This window comes from Idiomarina sp., assembly GCF_019431395.1.
Lineage (GTDB): Bacteria > Pseudomonadota > Gammaproteobacteria > Enterobacterales > Alteromonadaceae > Idiomarina.
The window spans coordinates 1,192,667-1,212,018 of the sequence record NZ_CP080268.1; the positions used below are offsets into that span (position 1 = coordinate 1,192,667).

The following is a 19,352-nucleotide window of genomic DNA, read 5'->3' on the forward strand; positions in this document are numbered from 1 at the left end:
GCGACAATGCCAATCGACTATTATAAACAAAAAATTACTGATGCTTTCGAAAACCGCGACCAGATAACGCCGCAGTCAGACGATGATGATTTGCGCGAAGCCGTACGTTATATCATCGATAAAATCGACCGTGGTGAACTGCGTGTTGCAGAAAAGCTTTCAGGTGAGTGGGTTGTGCATCAGTGGCTTAAAAAAGCGGTGTTATTGTCGTTTCGTTTAAACGATAACTACCTGATGGAAGGCGGCGAAACGCGTTTTTGGGACAAGGTACCGGCTAAGTTTGCCGATTACGATGCCGCACGTTTTCGTGCCGAAGGCATGCGCGTAGTGCCACCCGCAATGGTCCGTAAAGGTGCGTTTATTGGCCGTAACGTAGTGGTAATGCCCTCTTACGTGAATATCGGAGCCTACGTCGGCGACGGTTCTATGGTAGATACCTGGGCCACGGTTGGCTCATGCGCACAAATCGGTAAAAACGTGCATTTGTCGGGCGGCGTTGGCATCGGTGGTGTATTGGAGCCACTGCAGGCTAACCCAACCATTATCGAAGATAACTGCTTTATCGGTGCCCGCTCGGAAATCGTCGAAGGCGTGATCGTTGAAGAAGGCGCGGTAATATCAATGGGCGTCTACATCGGCCAAAGCACGCGTATTTATGACCGCGAAAACGACAAGATACTTTATGGTCGTGTACCTGCAGGTGCTGTCGTAGTGCCTGGCTCATTACCCTCTGCCGACAAGTCACACAGTTTGTATGCAGCTATTATCGTTAAACGCGTCGACGCAAAAACCCGCGCTAAAGTCGGTATCAACGCGCTGCTGCGTAGCGCTGAGTAATCAATAAGTACTAATTGATGCGTGGCACTCTCCGTGTAAGTGCCACGCATCACAGTCGGCATTGCTTTATGCTTTTGATTATAATTAAGAATTAAACCTGGTGTGATTAATGAAACCGTTTCGCTCATTGAGTTTTATGGTTCTGGGTTACTTAGTCGGTAATCTTCTCCTGATTTTGACCTACAAGTTTCCCGCACCTTTATCAGGTTTTTATGAAAAAGAGAGCTTTAGCCGATTACTTGTTATTTGGGATGACTTACTTTTTTCAAGCTTCTTTTATATTTTTGTGGGCGGATGGCTTTATTTTTTATCATTTATATTGATTATGTCCATATTTCAGACAAAGAAAATAAATCTGCCGGTTGTGACTGTCTGTGTATCGTGACTTACGCATAAAAAACTCCTTTGCTTTAGTTTAGCGGAATTTTCTACTAATAACTCCTCCGATTTTCTGGGGGGATTACACACGTAAAGGTTCTGTTTTTGACCATATTTAAATAAAAAAGGAGTCTATAATGACTCCTTCTTATCGGTTACTGGCTAATTTCGTTAGCCTGTTCTAGCCACTCATTAAATTTAGCAATTGTTGTTTCGTGCCGTCTCTTGATATTCAGCTCATCAAACATGACGTCCACGGGTGATGCTGGATCTTTTACTTGAGCAAACTTAGCTAATCCAAGTGCTTCCTCATATGCCAGTTCATTCCAGCTTCGCTCGTATCCAAATGGATCGAGACCACGCCATTCAATTAGATAAGTCACTTCTTCCGGTGAACTCCAAAGGGTCGGATAGTAGCCATCATTCTCTTTTATTCCAGCAAAATGCTCTACCAGTGTTCTAAGGTAGTCGATTTGTTTCTTGCTGGTTTTCGCTAAGCCATGCAAATTTGCTAATTCGAGAGCTAGAGAATGTAGCGTAATCCCAGGGCGCTCGCTCAGCACTCCTTTCGCAAGCTGACGCAACGTATCGGAGTATTCAGGTTTGAAATAGTCTGACGAATTCAGGCGTTGTTCTTCTGACTGTTCATCGTCGCCGAACTCCTCCGAGTCGTGGCTTTCAGCTTCAGAGTTAAGCGTGGCACACTTGGCCAAAGTACTTGTCTCAGGCTCTGGTTCTGGTTCTAGCTCAATGACAGAATCCTGTTTCATTTCAGTTTCGAGAATTTCTCTTAGCTTCGAATCAACTTTCTCGATGGCAGACTGCGGATCTACGAAATAGTCGGTTGACCATAGTCGCACGATATTCCAGCCAAGGCTTTCGAGAATTATTTGCCTTACCCTATCTCTGTCACGCGCCGCTGGGGACCCATGATATGTCGCTCCATCGCACTCAACGCCAGCAATGAATTTTCCGGGTTTATCTGGATGCAATACCCCTAAGTCAACCCTAAATTTGCTCACTCCAACTTGCGTTTGAATTTTCCAACCTTTTGCTCGCAGTTCTTGAGCAACGGCTTCTTCAAAATCACTGTCGAACTGATCTACTCCGTGATCAGCTGACGCAATTTCAGCCAACGCAATCGGCCCTTTTTCGGCGAATTCTAAGAAGTGTTTTAAGTGTTCTACAGCTACAGAATTCGTTCGACTTAAGTCAATCATTGACGAATCAAAGCTACTGAAAACAACTATCTCAGTTGTTGCTCGAGTTATAGCAACATTCAGACGACGTTCTCCGCCACTCTTATTGAGGGGGCCGAAGTTCATACTCATTGTTTTAGCGCCGGGTTCCGTTGGGCCGTAAGCTAAGCTGAGCATAATGACGTCGCGCTCATCGCCCTGAACCGATTCTAAGTTCTTAACAAATACCGGTTCTTTATCAATACCGTCCTGAAAGTGCTTTTCGATTGCAGCATTCTGCCGCCTTGCGTCATCTAAAAGATCTTCAATAGTCCGCTGCTGATCAGTATTGAGTGTCACGACACCAATTGATTTTTTAGACTCATTCTTATCAAGTAGTCGTCTGACAATTTCATCAACTACTGCTTTCGCTTCAATAGGGTTATTCCTTCCTGCACCTTTCGCATAAATACCATCAACACGATGAAGTGATACCGCAGATTCTTTTGTTTCTGAAGATGGGTAAGTAACGAGTGAATTTTCGTAGTACTTACTGTTCGAGAATGCAATAAGTGTTTCGTGGCGGCTCCGATAGTGTCCCATAAGACGCTTCAGTGGCAATCTGGCAGCAAGCGCTTGGTCTAGTATCGATTCAAGATCTTCTTCATCAGGATCATCTGAATTGCCGCCTGCCGAGAAGAAGTTAGTTGGTGGCATTTGCTTTGGATCACCAACAATGATGACGTTTTTACCGCGTGCAATCGCTCCCACGGAGTCCCAAGTTGTCATCTGAGAGGCCTCGTCAAAAACAACTAAGTCGAAACCTCTAAAATCGGATGGTAGGAACTGTGCTACCGATAGTGGCGACATCATAAGACATGGGCAGAGATCTAATAACGAATGACCCAATTGACCGATTAGCGACCGTATAGGAATGTGTCTCGTCTTTTTCTGTAGTTCTTTTGAAAGAACTCCAAATTGTTTGGGATTATCCTTTTCGCCTTGAACAGGTTTCGATTCTGATACCAGCGCAACTATGTATTCGCTCGTAATTTTTGCCACTCGCTCATCGACTTCTATGAAAGCTTCAATCGTCTGTTCGTGAGATGATGCTTTGAATTGCCGAAGTTCGTCTTTCGCATCAATCAGCAACGGAGCAAGCCATTGACAAAAAGCGACTCTAAATTGTTCGGCCAACTCTTCATGGCTCACACTACCAGCCTCCAACGCTTGGCTAAACGATTCCAGGTTGAGTGTTGCTACTTTGCTTTTGGCAGATTGCCATTCGCACCAGCTTTTCAGTTTTGAAGCGTGAGTACGTATCTGGCTTAAACTCTGATCTACCCACGATAGCTCACTATTTGACGCTATGTTTAAACCCATTTCATGGAGTTCAGATGTATCATCTAAAAGCTTTCTCAGCGCCTTTTTATAGGCCTCAGATATTGCGTAGACTTTTGACTCTTCTAAAAACTCTCTACCCTCCACAAACCATTTCTTCAGAGGAATCAGGACTTCAGTTGGCTCATCAGCAAGGTTAACAAGAGCCGAAATCCAAGCCCTGACGTTTTCACCAACCTCTGCGATTTTTTCGAGGTTTTCAGGTTGTGTATTCCAGCCAAGCCAGATCGAATAGCTTTCAATGTCTTTCAACTTAGTTTCAATATCTAACTGTAACTGTTGGCACTTACCAATTTTTTCGATAATCGACAAATTATCTAACTTCGATAATCCAAGCGCCCGAGCCTCACTGTTAATTTTTCTTCTTCTGAGGAATGACTTAAACCAACCGGTTTTGGCCTCCTCAGCAAGCTTACGCCAATTTTCCACCGGTACTTTGGAGACGTTTTCACTCGTAAGGCCATGCGATATCTCATCTAAAGCAGCATCAAACTTAACTTTAAGCTTTGCTATTTCACGGATAACTTCGATACGTTCTTTTGCCCCACTATCAATGGCATATGAGATATCATGTTTAACTGCAGTAACAGCAAGGTCATGCAAACCTTCAAGTAGCTTGAGGTTATCAAGAGTTATTGACGTTTTATCCAAAGAAAAATATGGAAGCAGGACTGATAATGGCTTTTCAACTTCTTTTTGGCTTTTTTGCCAGCTATCAATTGCGCCCAGCAGTCGTGACTGCCAGACATTAGACCATTCTGTCGCTGTTACGAGAACAAATGCTTGTATATTTACTTCTTTTACATCGGAAAATGCTAAAGCCAGTTGTTCAATAAATTCCCTTGCGTTGTTTAAATCTTTTTCTGACGAAATTGGCGCAGCATCAATATCTGACTGCCAATTCACTGTCACTTTCAACGATTCTCGATTTAAAGCGATAGCAGAAATAGCATCTCTCGCCGTCAAACCAAATTTTGACTTGGCATGTAATGCTCGAACATAACTATTTAACTGTTCTTTCTTCTTTCTCAGCTCTGCAACATTTGTTTCCCACTCTTTCGGATTAAGACCCTTACGTTTTTGCCATGCTTTGTTTAATTGATCGAGTACAGCTCTCTTGTTTGCCTTATTACTGTGCAGTTCCAGACATAAGTGATCTAAACCAACTTTTTCTAGTCGTCGATAAACCACATTGAGTGCTGCCATTTTTTCCGCAACAAAAAGAACCTTCCGGCCGAGACCTATATTATGCGCTATAATATTCGCTATTGTTTCAGACTTACCGGTGCCCGGAGGTCCCTCTAGGACAAAGTCTTGAGAACGTGCGGAAGCATCTACGGCCACTAACTGTGAACTGTCGCAATTGAGCGGTGTATAAACCGTTGCCGGATCGAGTTTTTGATCTATTTCGTCTCGTTCAATAAACGTGCTTTCTTGCGGATACGGGTCTCGCGGATTATCGACCAAATGTTTAACGAAGGGGTTTTCCTTCAAATCATCCAAGCGATCCCTTAGATCTTTCCACATAAGATATTTTGCAAATGAAAACGACCCAAGCACTAACTCTTCAACTAACTCAAAGCCTGCTTGCTCTTTTACGGCATCCCTAACCCTTTGCCAGATGTGAGTAACGTCTACACCGCTGTCGTCCTCAGGGAGTCCGTCCTTAAGGTCACTCAGATTGATATCATGCTCTGACTGAAGAAACTCAATAAGAGTAAGGTTAAAGGTAGGCTCTTCCTCTTGAAGTTGCTCAACATAAACTGGTGCCCTAGCGCTTCGTCTTGTTAACTTTACCGGTACTAGCAACAATGGCGCTTTGTAGCTTCTAGCATCGTCCGGGTTCTCTTTCCACTTTAAAAACCCGAGCGCAAGAAATAATGTATTAGAGCCACCCTCTTCAAGATCATTCTTTGCTTTTCGAAACAACTCTACTGAGTTCTTCTCCAGCTTTTTCGTCGGCTGGTTTGCGATAAGCACTTTACTTTTAAGCTGGTTGAGGGCGTACTCTCGATGGACGTCCGATCCGGTTTGTAACCGAAACATTTCACTGTCACGGCTCGGATCGAAATAAGGACTTTCCTGTGCAGATTGGAATTTGAATTTTGTGCCGTCTGCCAACATGTCTTCCATCGCCGCTATATCCGGGCAGTAGAGCTTGATCGCAACAGCTCTGTCATTAAAGTTAAGCAGACGATTCTTTTTGGTCAGATCCAGTAGCTTACGAGACCATGTATCTATTCGAGTTTCAGGCGTATCTTCGATTACCTGCTCGTCTTTTCTTACCGGAGGCAATGGAGGAATCACTGGTAGATCGAGGTCCGCTGTTTCTTCCTCAGATGTTTTTTCTATTTTCTTTTCTTCTACCGTGGAGAGTGGTTTTATTGATTGCGCTCTTGCCTGAGCGATATCAATAACCATAACAAACTCTGACTCTAATTCTTCAGCCAACAAGGTTCTGGCATGATCTCTAGACTGCTCAAAAGTAACAGGTGAATCATTAGTTACTAACGTCGTTTCGAATAAAACCAAATCCCTGTTATCAACTCGTTTACGAACATCCTGAGGATCATCGTTAGTTAAAATCGGTAATTTTTCATCAATCAGCCATGCGCCAGCAAACGCATGTTCTTTAGTTATAGCAATTACGGGGTTGAGACCCATTGCTTCAATACAACTCGCAAAGAGCAATGATGAGTCCAGACACGCTGCCATTCTCGAGTGGCTGATATCGGCCGCAAGTCGCACCCGTTGCCCGCTTTTAGCAAAGCCTTTCGGTGGGCTCACATAAGCAAGCTTTTCCTGAAAAATTACATTCCAGAGCGCGGCCAACATCAAATAAGGCTTCTCACGTGTGTTTGACTGATATCCGTCTACCGCTCGCCCATGACCAGCTTTCTCAAGAGTAAGAGCTACCTTTCTAACAAGCGATTCTACGTAAACGCCATTTGGCTTTACAAAGGCCGCAAGTAAGGTAGGTTGCCGCTCTTCTCCGCCCCAGTAACTCGCAGGTAATACGCTTAGAGTTGTCTGATAAACGGTTAAAGCTTCCTCTTCTTCATTGAGTAGCTTAAACCTCAACTCATGAGTGATTTCTTCCGTAATACTGAACAGCTTATCGAAGGGGAAACGAAGCTCTTTTATCTTTAGATTAATCGACTGCCCCGGTTCCAATCGATCTATATGCCATGCCTCTTCCTCCAACCAGCCCATTATTCCAGCCAAGTGAAGTCGAAGTGAGTGAAGTGGCTTCTGCTCTTGTTCCTCACATTTTGGGTAGCTTATGCGAATTGACTTTAGTATAGGGTAAGCGTTTTGCTGAGCAGCAAGTGAAAACGTAGGTGTGACGTCTATTTCTAACTTAATATTATTGGTGATTAAATTTTCTGTATTTACATCAGTCATCATCGGTTCCCTCCGCATAAGATTACTAGCTACAATCGAAGCTAATAGCTCTTTTTACTCCCACATTCTACTCAAGTCCAATTTTGTCGCCAAGTAGCTAGTCCGAACTTATAATTAGGGTGATTTTAATCGCGGTGTTGTCAACCGAGTTGTCCAAAAAAAACCTGTTTTAAGCAACCGCAGTATTAAGTTTAATTTCCTCAACGTTAGAGTGGTTCTAATAATGGGCCTGTCAATAAAACTGAAACTTCATCGATAAGATGGTGTTAGTTGAGGGGGAAGGTCAGAGGGGGAAAGGTCATTTCACAAAAGTATTAGGTCAACGGCTGCTATTCGCTCTTTGCAGACGGTGACGAACTCTTGCTAAAGGGCCTGAGCCTTCGGAGCTTACCTCGACTAACGAGGTAAATTAGAGCTACTTGAAGTACCAGTAGCCGCAGTAAATCCAGCCACCCGGTGGAAATAAGAAGTTGAGCAGGATTGCATAAAAGCCTACTAAAGGGAGGTTGTTCGCTTTTTTCCGGGCAAATCTTATTGTGAAAAATATGACTATTACTGCCAAAACAAAGAGGATTTGTCCCCAGACAGTCGCTCTAATATCCATTTGAAACTTCCTCAGTTGAACTAGTACACCATAGGTTAATAGTTATACCTAGTGGGGCAAGCCTACCTTACTAAGTTAGTACTTGCCACTGCCCGGTCTTCGCTCAAAGCGGCCATTCATATTTACTAAATATTTTTAGCAATTAAGTCCGCTTTCAATAAACCACCCTTTGTAAATAGCTTCGCCGAAAACTTTGGGTTCCTGCGCGATTTATATGCTTCCAATATTTTCTTCAAACCCGCAGCCTCAAGTAGTGAAATATTCACTTCAGTATCCATTTCTGCAGATTCAACAAAATCGTTGGAGAAGCTAGGAGCAATAATCAGCACTTGTGCGACGCGCTTACCTGTCGCCTCGCAGCGCGTAACATATGCTTTAACTTGTCGCGAGGTTGTAGAATACTTCGCAAAGTCTCCCTTCTTAGAGGTTTTGGCCTCACCGATAATGATATCGTCTTCACTTAAGGAGATCAGAATGTCAGCTTTATCTTTTGCCGTATTGATGTCACGCCGCAGATCTTCGTCTACGGTAAGACCCAACTCTTCGAATATTGCCTTGGTGACTTCTTCAAATTTAACGCCAATATCTGCTTCCGCTATTTCAATGCCCTTCTGTTTCAAGGCGGCCAAATCTCGTTTTGCCAGCGCTTCATAATTTTCGACGAGCTTGTCGGTAGCATCAGCGAAACTCTCAAGAATGACCTGTCGAGGGTCCCCGCGACGCGTGATACCCATATCTGATTTTAAGCTCTTCACTTGCTCATTAGAGAGCATAAAAAGAATGTCGTAAGGCGTTATCGCCAGTGCGCGTAACTTTTCAATATCGATATCGTGATTGGGCTCTAGCTCAAACTCTGCTTCCAACATTTTTGGTAATTCAGGCATGTGCTGAGTTAATGTCGTGAACAGTGATTTGTACCCTGTCGCAGATAAGATATTAAACTCATGGTCTGCAGATGCGTTAAGAGCACCAATAATCAGTCCGCAACGCTCGTCCAGAGTTGTCCCGAGCTTGTCGACTGAAAGTTGCAAATCATCAATCAGTGACTTCAGACGATCTTTCTTCTCATTGACGCTGGATTGTTCACTATGCATGTCATCGCTAAGTATCTGAGTGACCGATAAACCCATTTTAAAAACTGTTTCAATTTTCTCATCGCGGCTAACGCCGCGGATTCGCTTATCGTGACTTTTTAATACATTCGAGAGCTCAGCATCAGAGAATGTACGTAGGATTCTCAAAAGATGCTTATCTGCCAGTTCTTTTGACTGAATACGATGCAGCAATGCAACAATTTCGTCAGGGACATAAACCGTTTGATGTTTTTTAGAAACAAAGACAATTCCTATTTCACGGAGCTGATTTAAACAGTCCGAAACACCTGTTTTAGGGATAGGGTCAATTAGATGCTCAATGGCAACTCGGTTATCAGCGGTAACATCAAGTTTATGAGCAAGCACGTTCAGTATTCCGCGCTCTTCATCAGTAATTTTGGCTTCCCGATTTGAGCGCTCGTCATTATGGAGAGCTTCATACAAACAAGCATAATAAATACCTAAGCGCTTCGGCTCATCATAAACTTCTGTTTGTTGAACTTCGTCGAATAGTGATTTAAGGCTCTTCGCCTGAGCGTCAATTTGCTTCCACTCTTTTTCGTATAGTTGTTCTATCCACGACACTCGAGCGACACAGTTTCCATCGCGGCTTAGAATATTGACCAAAAGAGCCGCTTGTGCGCCGCTGAGAGCTAATTGAGACTTCACTTCTTTTTGGAATAATGGCAGAGCAAGCTTATATAGCTGAGTAACTTCGCCGCTGGAGGCGTTTTTTATTTCACCATCAATATTTTTGAACTGCTTTGCTACTTGTTTATCGTGCGAACTTGCTTCCGTGCATATGCGGTCAAGAAAGTTAATGAATTTAGACTTTTCAAATTGGTTAACGGTTGATAGGACGTTTGAGAGTTTCATTTCGCTCCATTCCCTGGTTTGACTAATTATCCACTAGTTAAACTACTCCTTTATAACAATATTGCAACCTATAGGCATGCTTGCTGGTGGGGTGTTTTATGGCCGTTGGCCCTAAGAATAGAAAGATTGCGCTGCAAGTGCCACGCGTTAGAGTATTGCCGCCCAACCCGGGCAGGCTAACTCAACGCCTTACGCCATAAACCATTCGGCAAGCCGCGATATCAGAGCTATCGCTCATGGGGGTTAAGGTAACGATATCAACGTCGCCTAACTTATCAGAACGGGTTTCATTCGAAATACGATAATAAAAATTGATGTAAGGCTGCTTACTATATAACCGCAGATACGGCATATCCGGAACTTCCCAACGCCCGACTAGTTGATTATCTTTACTTTCGTATATAAATGTCTTGTCTCTTTTCAACGTCAGCGAGGGCTCGCTGGGACAGCTTTCACTATGGTACTGGTGAGCATAGTTTTGGTCCGATGCCGCCAAAGACTTAATTCCGGGAGGCAATAAATACAATCCAACACTATTTTGTTTATATAAATGATTGCCCTGTTTTAAGGGAATAACGGTAACCGATGAATACCCCTCTTGCTCGAGTGTTTTTAACACGGTATCCAGCGTTTTTTCAGCTGACAAAAGCGGGCTATACATTAGTGTTGAGGCGTTTACATTGTTCGGAAATGGGATATCCACCACTTCTACGCTAAAGCCTTGTTCTGAAAGCATCGTCCGGACAGGTTTAATATCTGTTTCGGTCAGATAACGTTCATTAAGATAAATGCTGGGGGCGCTGGAACAAGCGCTTAAAAGTAGTGTGATTAGCAGAAAAATCCATTTAACTGACATAGGCAAACGCCCGCAGTAGTTCATCGGGGATATCGATGGACAGATCCAGTATCTCTTTGCTGTGTGGATGTTGAAAACGAATCTGAGTTGCTGCTAACAACAACCGGTCACAACCAAACTGATCACGGAAAAAACGATTATGCCGCCCTTCCCCATGGCGGCTGTCACCAATAATCGGATGCCGAATGTGCGACATATGGCGCCTTAATTGGTGTTTGCGGCCGGTTTTTGGCTTGAGTTCGACTAACGAATAGCGGCTGGTATCGTGTTTTTTGCTAACCTTAAAGAGTAATTCGATTCGTTTCAGACATCGATACTCGGTCACCGCCTGCTGTGCTTCCTTATCGCCGCGGGCATCTTTGTCAGCAATCTTATCCAGCTCTTCTTTTAGTGGATAATCAATAATGCCGCCATCATCAACATAGCCCCGAACTACCGCATGGTAAGTTTTCTCGACACTGCGTTCGGCCCATTGCTCGTTAACTAAGCGTGCGGTATCGCTATCTAATGCGAACACCAGCAGGCCTGAGGTTGGCCGATCTAAACGATGCAGCGGATACACGTGTTGGCCGAGTTGATCGCGTAGCAACTGCATGGCAAAAACTTTGGCGTCGCTCGCCAAACGGCTGCGGTGAACTAACAAGCCTGAGGGTTTATCAATAACGACAAGATGTTGGTCTTGGTAAATTATGGGTAATAACGATTCCGACACTAAACGTCATCCTGCAACGGGTCGGTACCACTGAGCAGCACATCGAACTCACGTATCAGCTCAATCAGTTGCTCGTGTTGCTCAAGCTCGTTACGGAACGTATGCGCCGCCATCGGGCTTACTGCAATTGATGAGGGGAGCGGCTGTTGGCCATCAATCAGCGCCCACATTCTGGGGATAAGCACAAATTGTAGCCACTGATGAAACTCCAGGGTATCCGTGGCGAAGGGTTGCTGGCTTTCCAGCGCCTGCACGGGAGGCTGATGCGACTGCCATAACCCCAAACCGTTAAGTTCTCGTTCTATTCTGTCCAGCAAACGAGCTGCCCGTTGATACTGCTCCATCGGAGACTCCGTTACCACATTGTTCTACAAAACCGATATAATGAGCGCAATAGTGAGTTAAACCTACATAAAATTCAAGTTTTTGGAGTTGTTGTGACGCAATCAATCAGTACGATCGGCGAATTTTTGCAGGCTGGCCAGGCAGATTATCAGGTCTATGATATGGGGCGTTGTCTGCGTGAGCTCGACCCGGAGGCCTTTGACAGTATAGAGCGCCAGCAGCAACCCTATCCGTATCCGATAAGGAAGCAAGCGCAACTTGCCGTTTTATTTAAGCATCGCCAACAACCGGAGAATGATTATTTGTGGTTTATTCAGTTACCGCTGGACGAACGCGGGCTACTGAGCGTCGGCGCAAGAGACCATTATCTGGAGTTTGTTGTGAGTGCCTTGGGTCATGAAATTACCGGCAGCTTAACTAATGAGCAGGAAGAGCAATTAAAACAGAACCCCTACCTGTTTACCCCGACTGAGACACAACGCGCGGCACTACATGCACGCATCGCCGTCAACCGGCGGGCAGCCCCCAGTATTTACTTTGACGATGCGGAGGCTTTTCTTAGCGGACAACAAAATGACTGGAAAAATATTGGCATGCAGGGACTGCATGATTGCGCAGCACGATTACAGCAACTGCCACAATTAACCGCAACTATTGCCGAATGCTTTGACCAATACCCCGCACCTGTACGAAACCAGCTGGCAGCTGCACTTGAGCATCAGGATGTGCCGGCGAGATTACGGGATGCGCTGGTGGCGATGATGGATGATGAGCAATCAACCGATCCAGCCGTCAAACGCGATGCCCTGCGTGCGCTTGCTTCCTGCGCCGAGCATGGCAGCGTTAAGAAACTCGTGCGACAGCTTGTGCCAAAGGCGGATGCGGATTTATTGACCATTATGTCGGCACGGTTGTGGCCGGCATTGGCCGAACACGATACGCTAGCGCAGTATATTCACCAGATCGCGTTGCTGGATACCGTATTGTTTGATGCGTTGTTCCAGGATGTTATCAGCCTGCCGCAATTGCGGCCGCTGGTGCTGAGTTTGTTAGCACAAGGTCAGTTAAGCGATGACAGTTTGCAAGCGTTAAATCGCTTAAAACAAAACGTGCAGAGTTAATCTATGACGCTACTCGATGTAATTATCCTACTGGGGTTACTCTTGCTGGGCTGGATATTTTGGCAACACCGGCAGCAGTCAGAGAGTGCCTACCGCCATGCTGCCTATTATTGTAAGCAGCAAGGGTTGCAGTTATTAGATGTTCGCCGCGATACAACTCGCTGGTCATTCAAGGGCCGCCAGCCGGGTTGGCGGGCTATTTTTAAAATGGGATTTAGCAGTGATGGCGAAACCCGCTACGAAGGTGACCTGGAATTGCATAACCAGCAATTAATTGGCGTTGAATTGCCACCTTTCAGGATGCCCGACAGTACACCGATGCATTAGCAGTTAGCGCGGTGTCAGTCTCGCGAGTGAAAAAGAATTTCGCCGGGCAGTTCGGCAACTTCTATTTTTGCTAACGGCTGATAGCCGCGTTTAACAAAAAACTCGCGATAGTCCTCGCGTGTAACGTAAACACCGATACCCTGCGATTCATTGTCCTCATGTAATAACGTATCTGCCGCTTTAACTAACAACTGACCTAACCCATGGTGTTGATATTGCGGCGATACCGCAATGAACGCCAGCATATGGTAACGAACATCAGGCATCGCCTGCTGAATACGCCGTTCTTTTTCCAGCACCTGCCGGGTACTTAAAAAACCAGCTGTCATTAGCATCGAGATGCGCCAGTGCCAAAAACGATCAGGACCAAAACTGGCCCCCGGGCGGGTTAGGCAGGCGACACCCAACAAGGTGTCGCCGTCCTTAATACCCACGATTGGCTGACCGCTTTCCCAAAAAGAGGTCAAATCTTCACGGATAGCGGCACGCAAACGTTTATCATAATCAGGCTTTTCTGCCCGAAATATTCGTTTGAATAGTTCGTCATCATGATAGGTTTGATACAAGAGTGACGCAGCAGCTTTAAAGTCTTCTGCAACCAAGTAAACAAGTTCACCTGTGATATTTTGCTCAGCAACGTCTGTCATTCGTACTCTCTTGTATTTTTTAGTTATTTAACCCTCAAGCTAGCGAGATTTTTTGACCTTGTCGAGTGCCAATTCGCCGGTTCCCGTCAATTTATCATCGATGAAAACGATCGGTGTACACTCATCACGTGTCGTCATGCCATCTGCGTGCGTGCGGTGAGTTCTGTAATACAAGACTTGATAGGCTTCACCCTCGTGCTGCCAGCGGTCGCTGAAGTCCGGTGTTCCCATACGTTGTTTTGTTTCTGTAACTGATAATTCCATTGGCAATGACGCTATTTTACTGCGGTTATCGCGCTCATCTTGTTGTCCTTCGTACTGCGCATTACCCTTTTCCCAGTCCGATTCCGTGACGATAACGCAGCCTTGCAACAACAACGAAGCAGCAACCAATGATCCCAGTAAAGGTAGTTTTTTCATTTTTTTCTTTCCTTTTTAACAACAGTTAACGTTTTTATTCACACCGCTTTTGCAAAGCGCGTTCCAACTTGTAACCTGTTGTTTTTAAAACAATTATTAAAATATCGCAAAAATAAGCTGGCTAAGTTATAGCGAAATTCGCAATTATTTAGCCAAATTTACTGGTGTACAGGCCGCTAAAAAGTCATCCAGTTCCGCATAAAGTACTTCGTGTTGTGGCTTACCAATCCATTCCAGTCCAATGACTCCAGTGGCGTTATCAATCGACAATAAAAGGTCGTCGGCCTCATCAGCCAGGCCAATAAATACCGTTTCCGGCTGCTTTAGTTTGCGCTTCATCAAGATATGACCGGTAATATTCTGCAGCAGCCGTTCGGCATCTTCCGGTCCCTGTGCCTGCAATAACGATACACCATGCTGTTCATCATTATGCGTTACTGAAACGGCCAAATCGCCACTGAACCAGCGCCCATAAAAACGTTTTACGTGTTCGTGAAAGGTCAGTTCGAGCGCAGCTTCTAATGGTGAGAAATCCAATGGCGGTTGCTGTTTGACCGGTTGCCACTCAACCACGTCATCGTCTATTACATTTACATAAATGGGGCTTTGCCATTCGCTCACATACTCCGCATGTAACGGGCTGACGTCGCTGACGTAACGCTCGATTAATCGATCCAGGGCCGTGCTCATCTGGTACTCACCTATAAATAGCTTTAAACTACGCGCATTGTATGTGTGGAGTCAGTAAATGCCAAACGATAACCCGTTACAACACTTGAATTTAGGTCAGTCAACCGACTATCCGAGCGCCTACGATGCGGCACAGTTGCGAGCCGTACCGCGCGCGCTTAATCGACAACCCATCGGTATTAATGACAACAACCTGCCCTTCGTGGGCGATGATTTTTGGACCGGCTACGAGTTGTCCTGGTTAAATAACAACGGGTTGCCGCAAGTTGCCGTTGGTTATTTTACAGTTCCCGCTAACAGTCCGAACCTGGTCGAATCTAAATCGTTCAAGCTTTATTTAAATAGTTTTAACGAATCGCGGTTTGCTGACTGGCAGCAGGTTGAAAAACTGATGCGGGAAGATTTAAGTCAATGTGCCGGTGCCCCGGTGGCGGTGGAGTTAAAACCCATTTCAGCCGTTACTCACGCCACTATCGATGATTTACCCGGTGATCTGATCGATGAGCAAGACATTACCATTACGGCTTATGATTACGATCCCGGACTACTGCAGATAACGGGTAACGACCCGACTGAACAACACTTTAAAAGCCATTTACTCAAGTCCAACTGCCTCATCACCAATCAGCCCGATTGGGGTTCAGTCTACATACATGGAGTTGGCCCCGGGTTAGATACCGCCTCTTTGCTGCGCTATCTGATTAGCTTCAGGCGCCACAACGAATTCCACGAACAATGTGTAGAGCGTATTTTTCAGGACTTAACTCGACTCGGCTTTGAAAAGCTCAGCGTTTATGCGCGTTATACGCGGCGGGGAGGACTGGATATTAACCCATTCCGTTCAAACTTTGAAAAGGCGCCAGCCGTCGGGCGACTGGCGCGTCAATAACTAGGTAATCACTAGCCCGTTATGCGTTAGGGTGAGCAATGCCCAACCATTGCAAAAAGCGCGCCTGTTGCTTCGCAGATGGTTCAGCTACCGGCGTGATTTTTGCGCCGGTATGTTGTTCTTCACCAATCACCAGCGTAGCCGTGTGTAATTCATCCCGGCGGAAATAGGTAACTTCAACTTCGCTACCGATTTCGTACTCTGCTAATGCTTCGTCGAAACGACCACCGGCAGCGCGGAAGCCGTCATATGCAACGATGACATCGCCGGGGGTAAAACCTGCATCCCAGGCCGGGCTATTACGCTCGACACGAGTTAACTCGATACCCGCAGCCGCAGCATTACCGCTCCAGCCAACCCATGCCTGTTGCTCATCGGCCGAAGCAAATGTCAGTTCAAGCCCGACTGTTTGCAACATATCGGCAAAAGGCAAATCGCCAATGGGTTGCTCAATGTTCTCTTGCCACCAGGATTGCCATGAATTACCGGTCAAATCGTTCAGAATTTGCAGTACGTCGTCGGCGGTAAAGCCAACCTCGTCAGCGTCGAAGCGCTGATAAAGCTCGTTGTGTACGTCACGGTAGCTGACTTCGCCGTCAGTGGCTTCTATCAATGCCATATCAAGCAACCAGGAAACCATGGCGCCTTCCGAATAAATATTAACCGAGAAGTTCTGCGCGCGATCACCGTATTGATCACTCCAGGCTTCAAAAGACGCCTCAGCAACCGACATCACCTCGTTGCCCGGCTTGCGGTAATGGCGTTCAACATCCGTTGCCAGACGCTCAAAGTACTCGTCCGGTTCCATGATGTCAGCCGCTAACAACAAATGATCCTGAAAATAGCTAGTCGAGCCTTCTGCCAGCCAAAACAGATCGGTGTAATTCTCTTTTTGGTAGTCATACGGCACCAACGGACTTGGGCGATAGGCTTTTACGTTCCAGGTGTGCACAAATTCGTGCGATGCGGTCGACATAAATGACAGATAGTCATCGCGATCGCCGTAGCGATAACGCGGACGCTGAATAATGGTGGAGTTACGATGTTCGGTGGCGCCGCCGGCTCCGGTTGTCAGGTGCACCATAAATACATAGCGCTCGTAGGGGTAACCCTCCCAAATTTCAGGGCCGGTGGTTACCAATGCTTTTAAATCTTCCACCGTTTGTTCGTGGTCAAGGTTTCCTTCGCCCCAAATAACCAGCTCGTAATCACGACCATCGACTTCGAATTTATACAGGTCGTTAATCCCTGTCTCGATGGGGCTATCCACTAAGATATCCCAGTTATCGGCAACAAAACGATGTTCATCGGTGCTGTCCATACCCGAGACGCTGCGCCAGTTATCGAGTACGTCTAATTCGACCGATACCGGCTGCTGGCGATACTCATCCGCATACATAAATACGGCTGATGCATCTAAATACGCATGTGAGTCGTCGATATGACGTGCGCGACGGCCCAGCAAATCGGCATAAATTTGGTAATCAACTACAATTTCATCGTCACGAGCCGATTCAGGCAGTTCGATCCGCCAGGTACTTTTGTCAACCTTATGCCAGTTTAGCGTGTCGCCATCGTCAGTTTGCACACGAAAGTCGCGTACGCCATTGGCTAAATTTAAAATCCGATAATAGCCGGTGCGCCAGGCTGGCATTTTGACATCTAAGTAAGCTTTGTCGGTAGCCGGGAAGTTAATGCGAACGTCACCGGTGTGATGGGTAGGCTCTGTCAGGTCGATAAAGTAATCAACGTCAGCGGCAGTAGCAGGCAATGCCGTTAAAATGGCACTGGCAATAAGCGTTTGTTTTAACACCGTTATGAATCCTCTAGTATTTTTTATATAGCTGTGACAAGGTGAGTTTAAGGCTAACATAAATTTTAATCTGTCGGCGTTGGATAAGACTAATGCCTTAAATCAATAGGTTAGTGACATTTCATCGTTCTGTCATGGCCTAAACTGTGCCAAATAACGTATACTAGGCATTGTTATCTGTTGTACTGCTCAGTCAAAAAAGTAAGGCCTGACTTTGAATAACTCCTATACGAATGAAGAAAAAATCGATCAGTTAAGTAAGCGTCTGCAGCAGAGCGTGCAGTCGCGGAAACAACTGGAAGACACCTACAATCATGACTATCAGGTGCTGTCAGACTTAATCGTTAAGCTGACACACGCCTGCTCAGGCCAGGACCACGAGTTAGACAACAAGCTGGTTAAATTGCGGGGGCTACTACAACGCAACGCCGGTATGGCTGAGTTAGAATCTGCTATAGAAGATGCACACCAAATTATTCAGCGCCATACGGTGACGGTTCAACGCCAGCTCAAGCAAACCAATCAGCAGGCAAACGAAACCTTAGATTATCTGCGCCAACAAAAGCTTCCAAAGTCATTACGAACGGAATTAGCCAAGCTGGAAGAGCAGATGGACTCGCCGAGTATAGCGGTCAGTCATTACATCCCTATTTTGCTTGGGTTACTTAACCTGTTTACAGAGTCCGCCGCAGAAATTGTCGGCTATGCCTCAGACGACGAGCAAAAGCCCCCCACCAAAGCCCTGCTTGAATTACTCGCGCAGGTAGAATTTGATGGCGCAACGGGTCAATTAGTCCAACGAATTAAGGTGCAACTGGCCAAGCCGCTGACCACGGCACAGTTTACTGAGCTCACGCTGCAATTAATCAAACAGATTTTTAAAACCATTAACGATGAACGACAATCGGCCCAAAGCTTTCTGTTAGAGCTGAATCAAACGCTGGGGCTGGTTCAGGGGGCGTTACAAAACACGCTTGAGATGCGCGGCGAGTTCGACGTTAAATCAGGTGAACTCAATCAACAGCTGCAATCCAATATGAAGCTGTTGAATGACTCGGTCCAGTCGGCTACACAACTGGCTGAATTAAAAACACAAGTCAGTGAACACATGCGTTCCATTAATCAGGCGCTGCAGCAAAAGTTCAGCCTGGAGCAGGATGAGCGCAGAAATTTTGAGCAACAGTACGAAAAAGCCGTCGGACGCATGAAACATCTGGAGCGCCAAATTGAGCAATATAAACGCCAGCTGGCCGAGCAAAAGTTCAAAAGTTTACAAGATGCGTTAACAAAACTCCCCAACCGCGCAGCATTCGAAGAACGATTGGAGGTGGAATTTGAACGCTGGACGCGCTATAAAGAACCCCTGTGTATCGCGGTCGCGGATATTGACCACTTTAAACGCATTAATGATAATTTTGGCCACATAGCCGGCGATAAAACACTACAGGTGCTCGCCAGCATGTTGCGCAAGTCAGTTAAATCATCTGACTTTGTCTGTCGTTATGGCGGCGAAGAGTTTGTTATTATTTTCCCGCAGACACAACTAAAGGACGCAGTACAACGACTGGAAGCAGCCCGTGAGAAAATTAGTCATATCCCGTTTAAATTTAAAAACGACGATATACGCATCACGGTATCCATAGGCGTTGCACAATTTTTGCAAAGCAGTGACACGGTAGTGACTGTTTTTGAAGCAGCCGATAAGGCACTATATGAAGCCAAGCGGCGCGGTCGGGATCAAATTCTAACAGCGTAAATA

The 19,352-nt window shown here is 45.7% G+C and carries 14 protein-coding genes; 5 read left to right on the plus strand and 9 right to left on the minus strand.

What is annotated here, in order from left to right; all coding sequences use genetic code 11:
* Nucleotides 1-12 precede the first annotated feature (12 nt).
* Complete coding sequence (gene dapD / locus KZ771_RS05935; RefSeq protein ID WP_243734425.1) at nt 13-837, plus strand: 2,3,4,5-tetrahydropyridine-2,6-dicarboxylate N-succinyltransferase; 825 nt, start codon at nt 13-15, stop codon at nt 835-837.
* A 533-nt stretch (nt 838-1,370) separates the two neighbouring features.
* On the opposite strand, the gene KZ771_RS05940 is transcribed toward dapD, so the two are convergent.
* From KZ771_RS05940 to KZ771_RS05960, 5 genes are all read right to left on the minus strand, one after another.
* On the minus strand, nt 1,371-7,202 hold the full coding sequence (locus KZ771_RS05940; RefSeq protein ID WP_290654653.1) for a DUF4011 domain-containing protein: 5,832 nt from the start codon (nt 7,200-7,202) through the stop codon (nt 1,371-1,373).
* Nucleotides 7,203-7,928: 726 nt separating this feature from the next.
* A complete protein-coding gene (locus KZ771_RS05945; RefSeq protein ID WP_290654654.1) occupies nt 7,929-9,773 on the minus strand; it encodes a hypothetical protein in 1,845 nt (614 codons plus the stop codon).
* 181 nt (nt 9,774-9,954) lie between these two features.
* Nucleotides 9,955-10,629 carry a hypothetical protein gene (locus KZ771_RS05950; RefSeq protein WP_133540552.1) on the minus strand — a complete coding sequence of 225 codons (675 nt, stop codon included), beginning with the start codon at nt 10,627-10,629 and terminating at the stop codon, nt 9,955-9,957.
* The gene (gene truC / locus KZ771_RS05955) at nt 10,619-11,341 is read right to left on the minus strand and encodes a tRNA pseudouridine(65) synthase TruC (RefSeq protein ID WP_290654655.1); all 723 of its coding nucleotides are present in this window, start codon (nt 11,339-11,341) and stop codon (nt 10,619-10,621) included. Before truC ends, KZ771_RS05950 begins: the two co-directional genes overlap by 11 nt.
* Complete coding sequence (locus KZ771_RS05960; RefSeq protein WP_133540550.1) at nt 11,341-11,685, minus strand: YqcC family protein; 345 nt, start codon at nt 11,683-11,685, stop codon at nt 11,341-11,343. The genes truC and KZ771_RS05960 overlap by 1 nt, the downstream gene beginning before the upstream one ends.
* 93 nt (nt 11,686-11,778) lie before the next feature.
* Between KZ771_RS05960 and KZ771_RS05965 the strand changes: the two genes are divergently transcribed.
* Both KZ771_RS05965 and KZ771_RS05970 read left to right on the plus strand, forming a co-directional pair.
* Nucleotides 11,779-12,807, plus strand: a complete 1,029-nt coding sequence (locus tag KZ771_RS05965; RefSeq protein WP_290654656.1) for a DUF3549 family protein — start codon at nt 11,779-11,781, stop codon at nt 12,805-12,807.
* A gap of 3 nt (nt 12,808-12,810) precedes the next feature.
* The gene (locus KZ771_RS05970) at nt 12,811-13,134 is read left to right on the plus strand and encodes a DUF3301 domain-containing protein (RefSeq protein WP_133540548.1); all 324 of its coding nucleotides are present in this window, start codon (nt 12,811-12,813) and stop codon (nt 13,132-13,134) included.
* Between the two features lie 14 nt (nt 13,135-13,148).
* On the opposite strand, the gene KZ771_RS05975 is transcribed toward KZ771_RS05970, so the two are convergent.
* The 3 genes from KZ771_RS05975 to KZ771_RS05985 form a co-directional block, all read right to left on the minus strand.
* Nucleotides 13,149-13,781, minus strand: a complete 633-nt coding sequence (locus KZ771_RS05975) for a GNAT family N-acetyltransferase (RefSeq protein WP_290654657.1) — start codon at nt 13,779-13,781, stop codon at nt 13,149-13,151.
* Between the two features lie 39 nt (nt 13,782-13,820).
* The gene (locus KZ771_RS05980) at nt 13,821-14,201 is read right to left on the minus strand and encodes a DUF3192 domain-containing protein (RefSeq protein ID WP_290571918.1); all 381 of its coding nucleotides are present in this window, start codon (nt 14,199-14,201) and stop codon (nt 13,821-13,823) included.
* Between the two features lie 144 nt (nt 14,202-14,345).
* A complete protein-coding gene (locus KZ771_RS05985) occupies nt 14,346-14,891 on the minus strand; it encodes a SecY-interacting protein Syd (RefSeq protein WP_290654658.1) in 546 nt (181 codons plus the stop codon).
* A 58-nt stretch (nt 14,892-14,949) separates the two neighbouring features.
* Here KZ771_RS05985 and queF point away from each other — a divergent pair, with 58 nt between their 5' ends.
* Nucleotides 14,950-15,780, plus strand: a complete 831-nt coding sequence (gene queF, locus KZ771_RS05990) for an NADPH-dependent 7-cyano-7-deazaguanine reductase QueF (protein WP_290571910.1) — start codon at nt 14,950-14,952, stop codon at nt 15,778-15,780.
* A gap of 19 nt (nt 15,781-15,799) precedes the next feature.
* Here the strand turns inward: queF and KZ771_RS05995 are convergent, their stop codons facing one another.
* Nucleotides 15,800-17,593 carry a PDZ domain-containing protein gene (locus tag KZ771_RS05995; protein WP_290654659.1) on the minus strand — a complete coding sequence of 598 codons (1,794 nt, stop codon included), beginning with the start codon at nt 17,591-17,593 and terminating at the stop codon, nt 15,800-15,802.
* Between the two features lie 214 nt (nt 17,594-17,807).
* On the opposite strand from KZ771_RS05995, the gene KZ771_RS06000 reads away from it, so the two are divergent.
* Nucleotides 17,808-19,349 (plus strand): GGDEF domain-containing protein, encoded by a 1,542-nt coding sequence (locus KZ771_RS06000; protein WP_290654660.1) that lies wholly within the window; start codon nt 17,808-17,810, stop codon nt 19,347-19,349.
* The last annotated feature ends 3 nt before the right edge of the window (nt 19,350-19,352 follow it).

Coding starts and splice junctions, on each gene's coding strand:
- KZ771_RS05940 (WP_290654653.1), bottom strand. CDS start 7,202: ATGATGACTGATGTAAATACAGAAAATTTAATCACCAATAATATTAAG.
- KZ771_RS05945 (WP_290654654.1), bottom strand. CDS start 9,773: ATGAAACTCTCAAACGTCCTATCAACCGTTAACCAATTTGAAAAGTCT.
- KZ771_RS05950 (WP_133540552.1), bottom strand. CDS start 10,629: ATGTCAGTTAAATGGATTTTTCTGCTAATCACACTACTTTTAAGCGCT.
- KZ771_RS05960 (WP_133540550.1), bottom strand. CDS start 11,685: ATGGAGCAGTATCAACGGGCAGCTCGTTTGCTGGACAGAATAGAACGA.
- KZ771_RS05970 (WP_133540548.1), top strand. CDS start 12,811: ATGACGCTACTCGATGTAATTATCCTACTGGGGTTACTCTTGCTGGGC.
- KZ771_RS05975 (WP_290654657.1), bottom strand. CDS start 13,781: ATGACAGACGTTGCTGAGCAAAATATCACAGGTGAACTTGTTTACTTG.
- KZ771_RS05980 (WP_290571918.1), bottom strand. CDS start 14,201: ATGAAAAAACTACCTTTACTGGGATCATTGGTTGCTGCTTCGTTGTTG.
- KZ771_RS05985 (WP_290654658.1), bottom strand. CDS start 14,891: ATGAGCACGGCCCTGGATCGATTAATCGAGCGTTACGTCAGCGACGTC.
- queF (WP_290571910.1), top strand. CDS start 14,950: ATGCCAAACGATAACCCGTTACAACACTTGAATTTAGGTCAGTCAACC.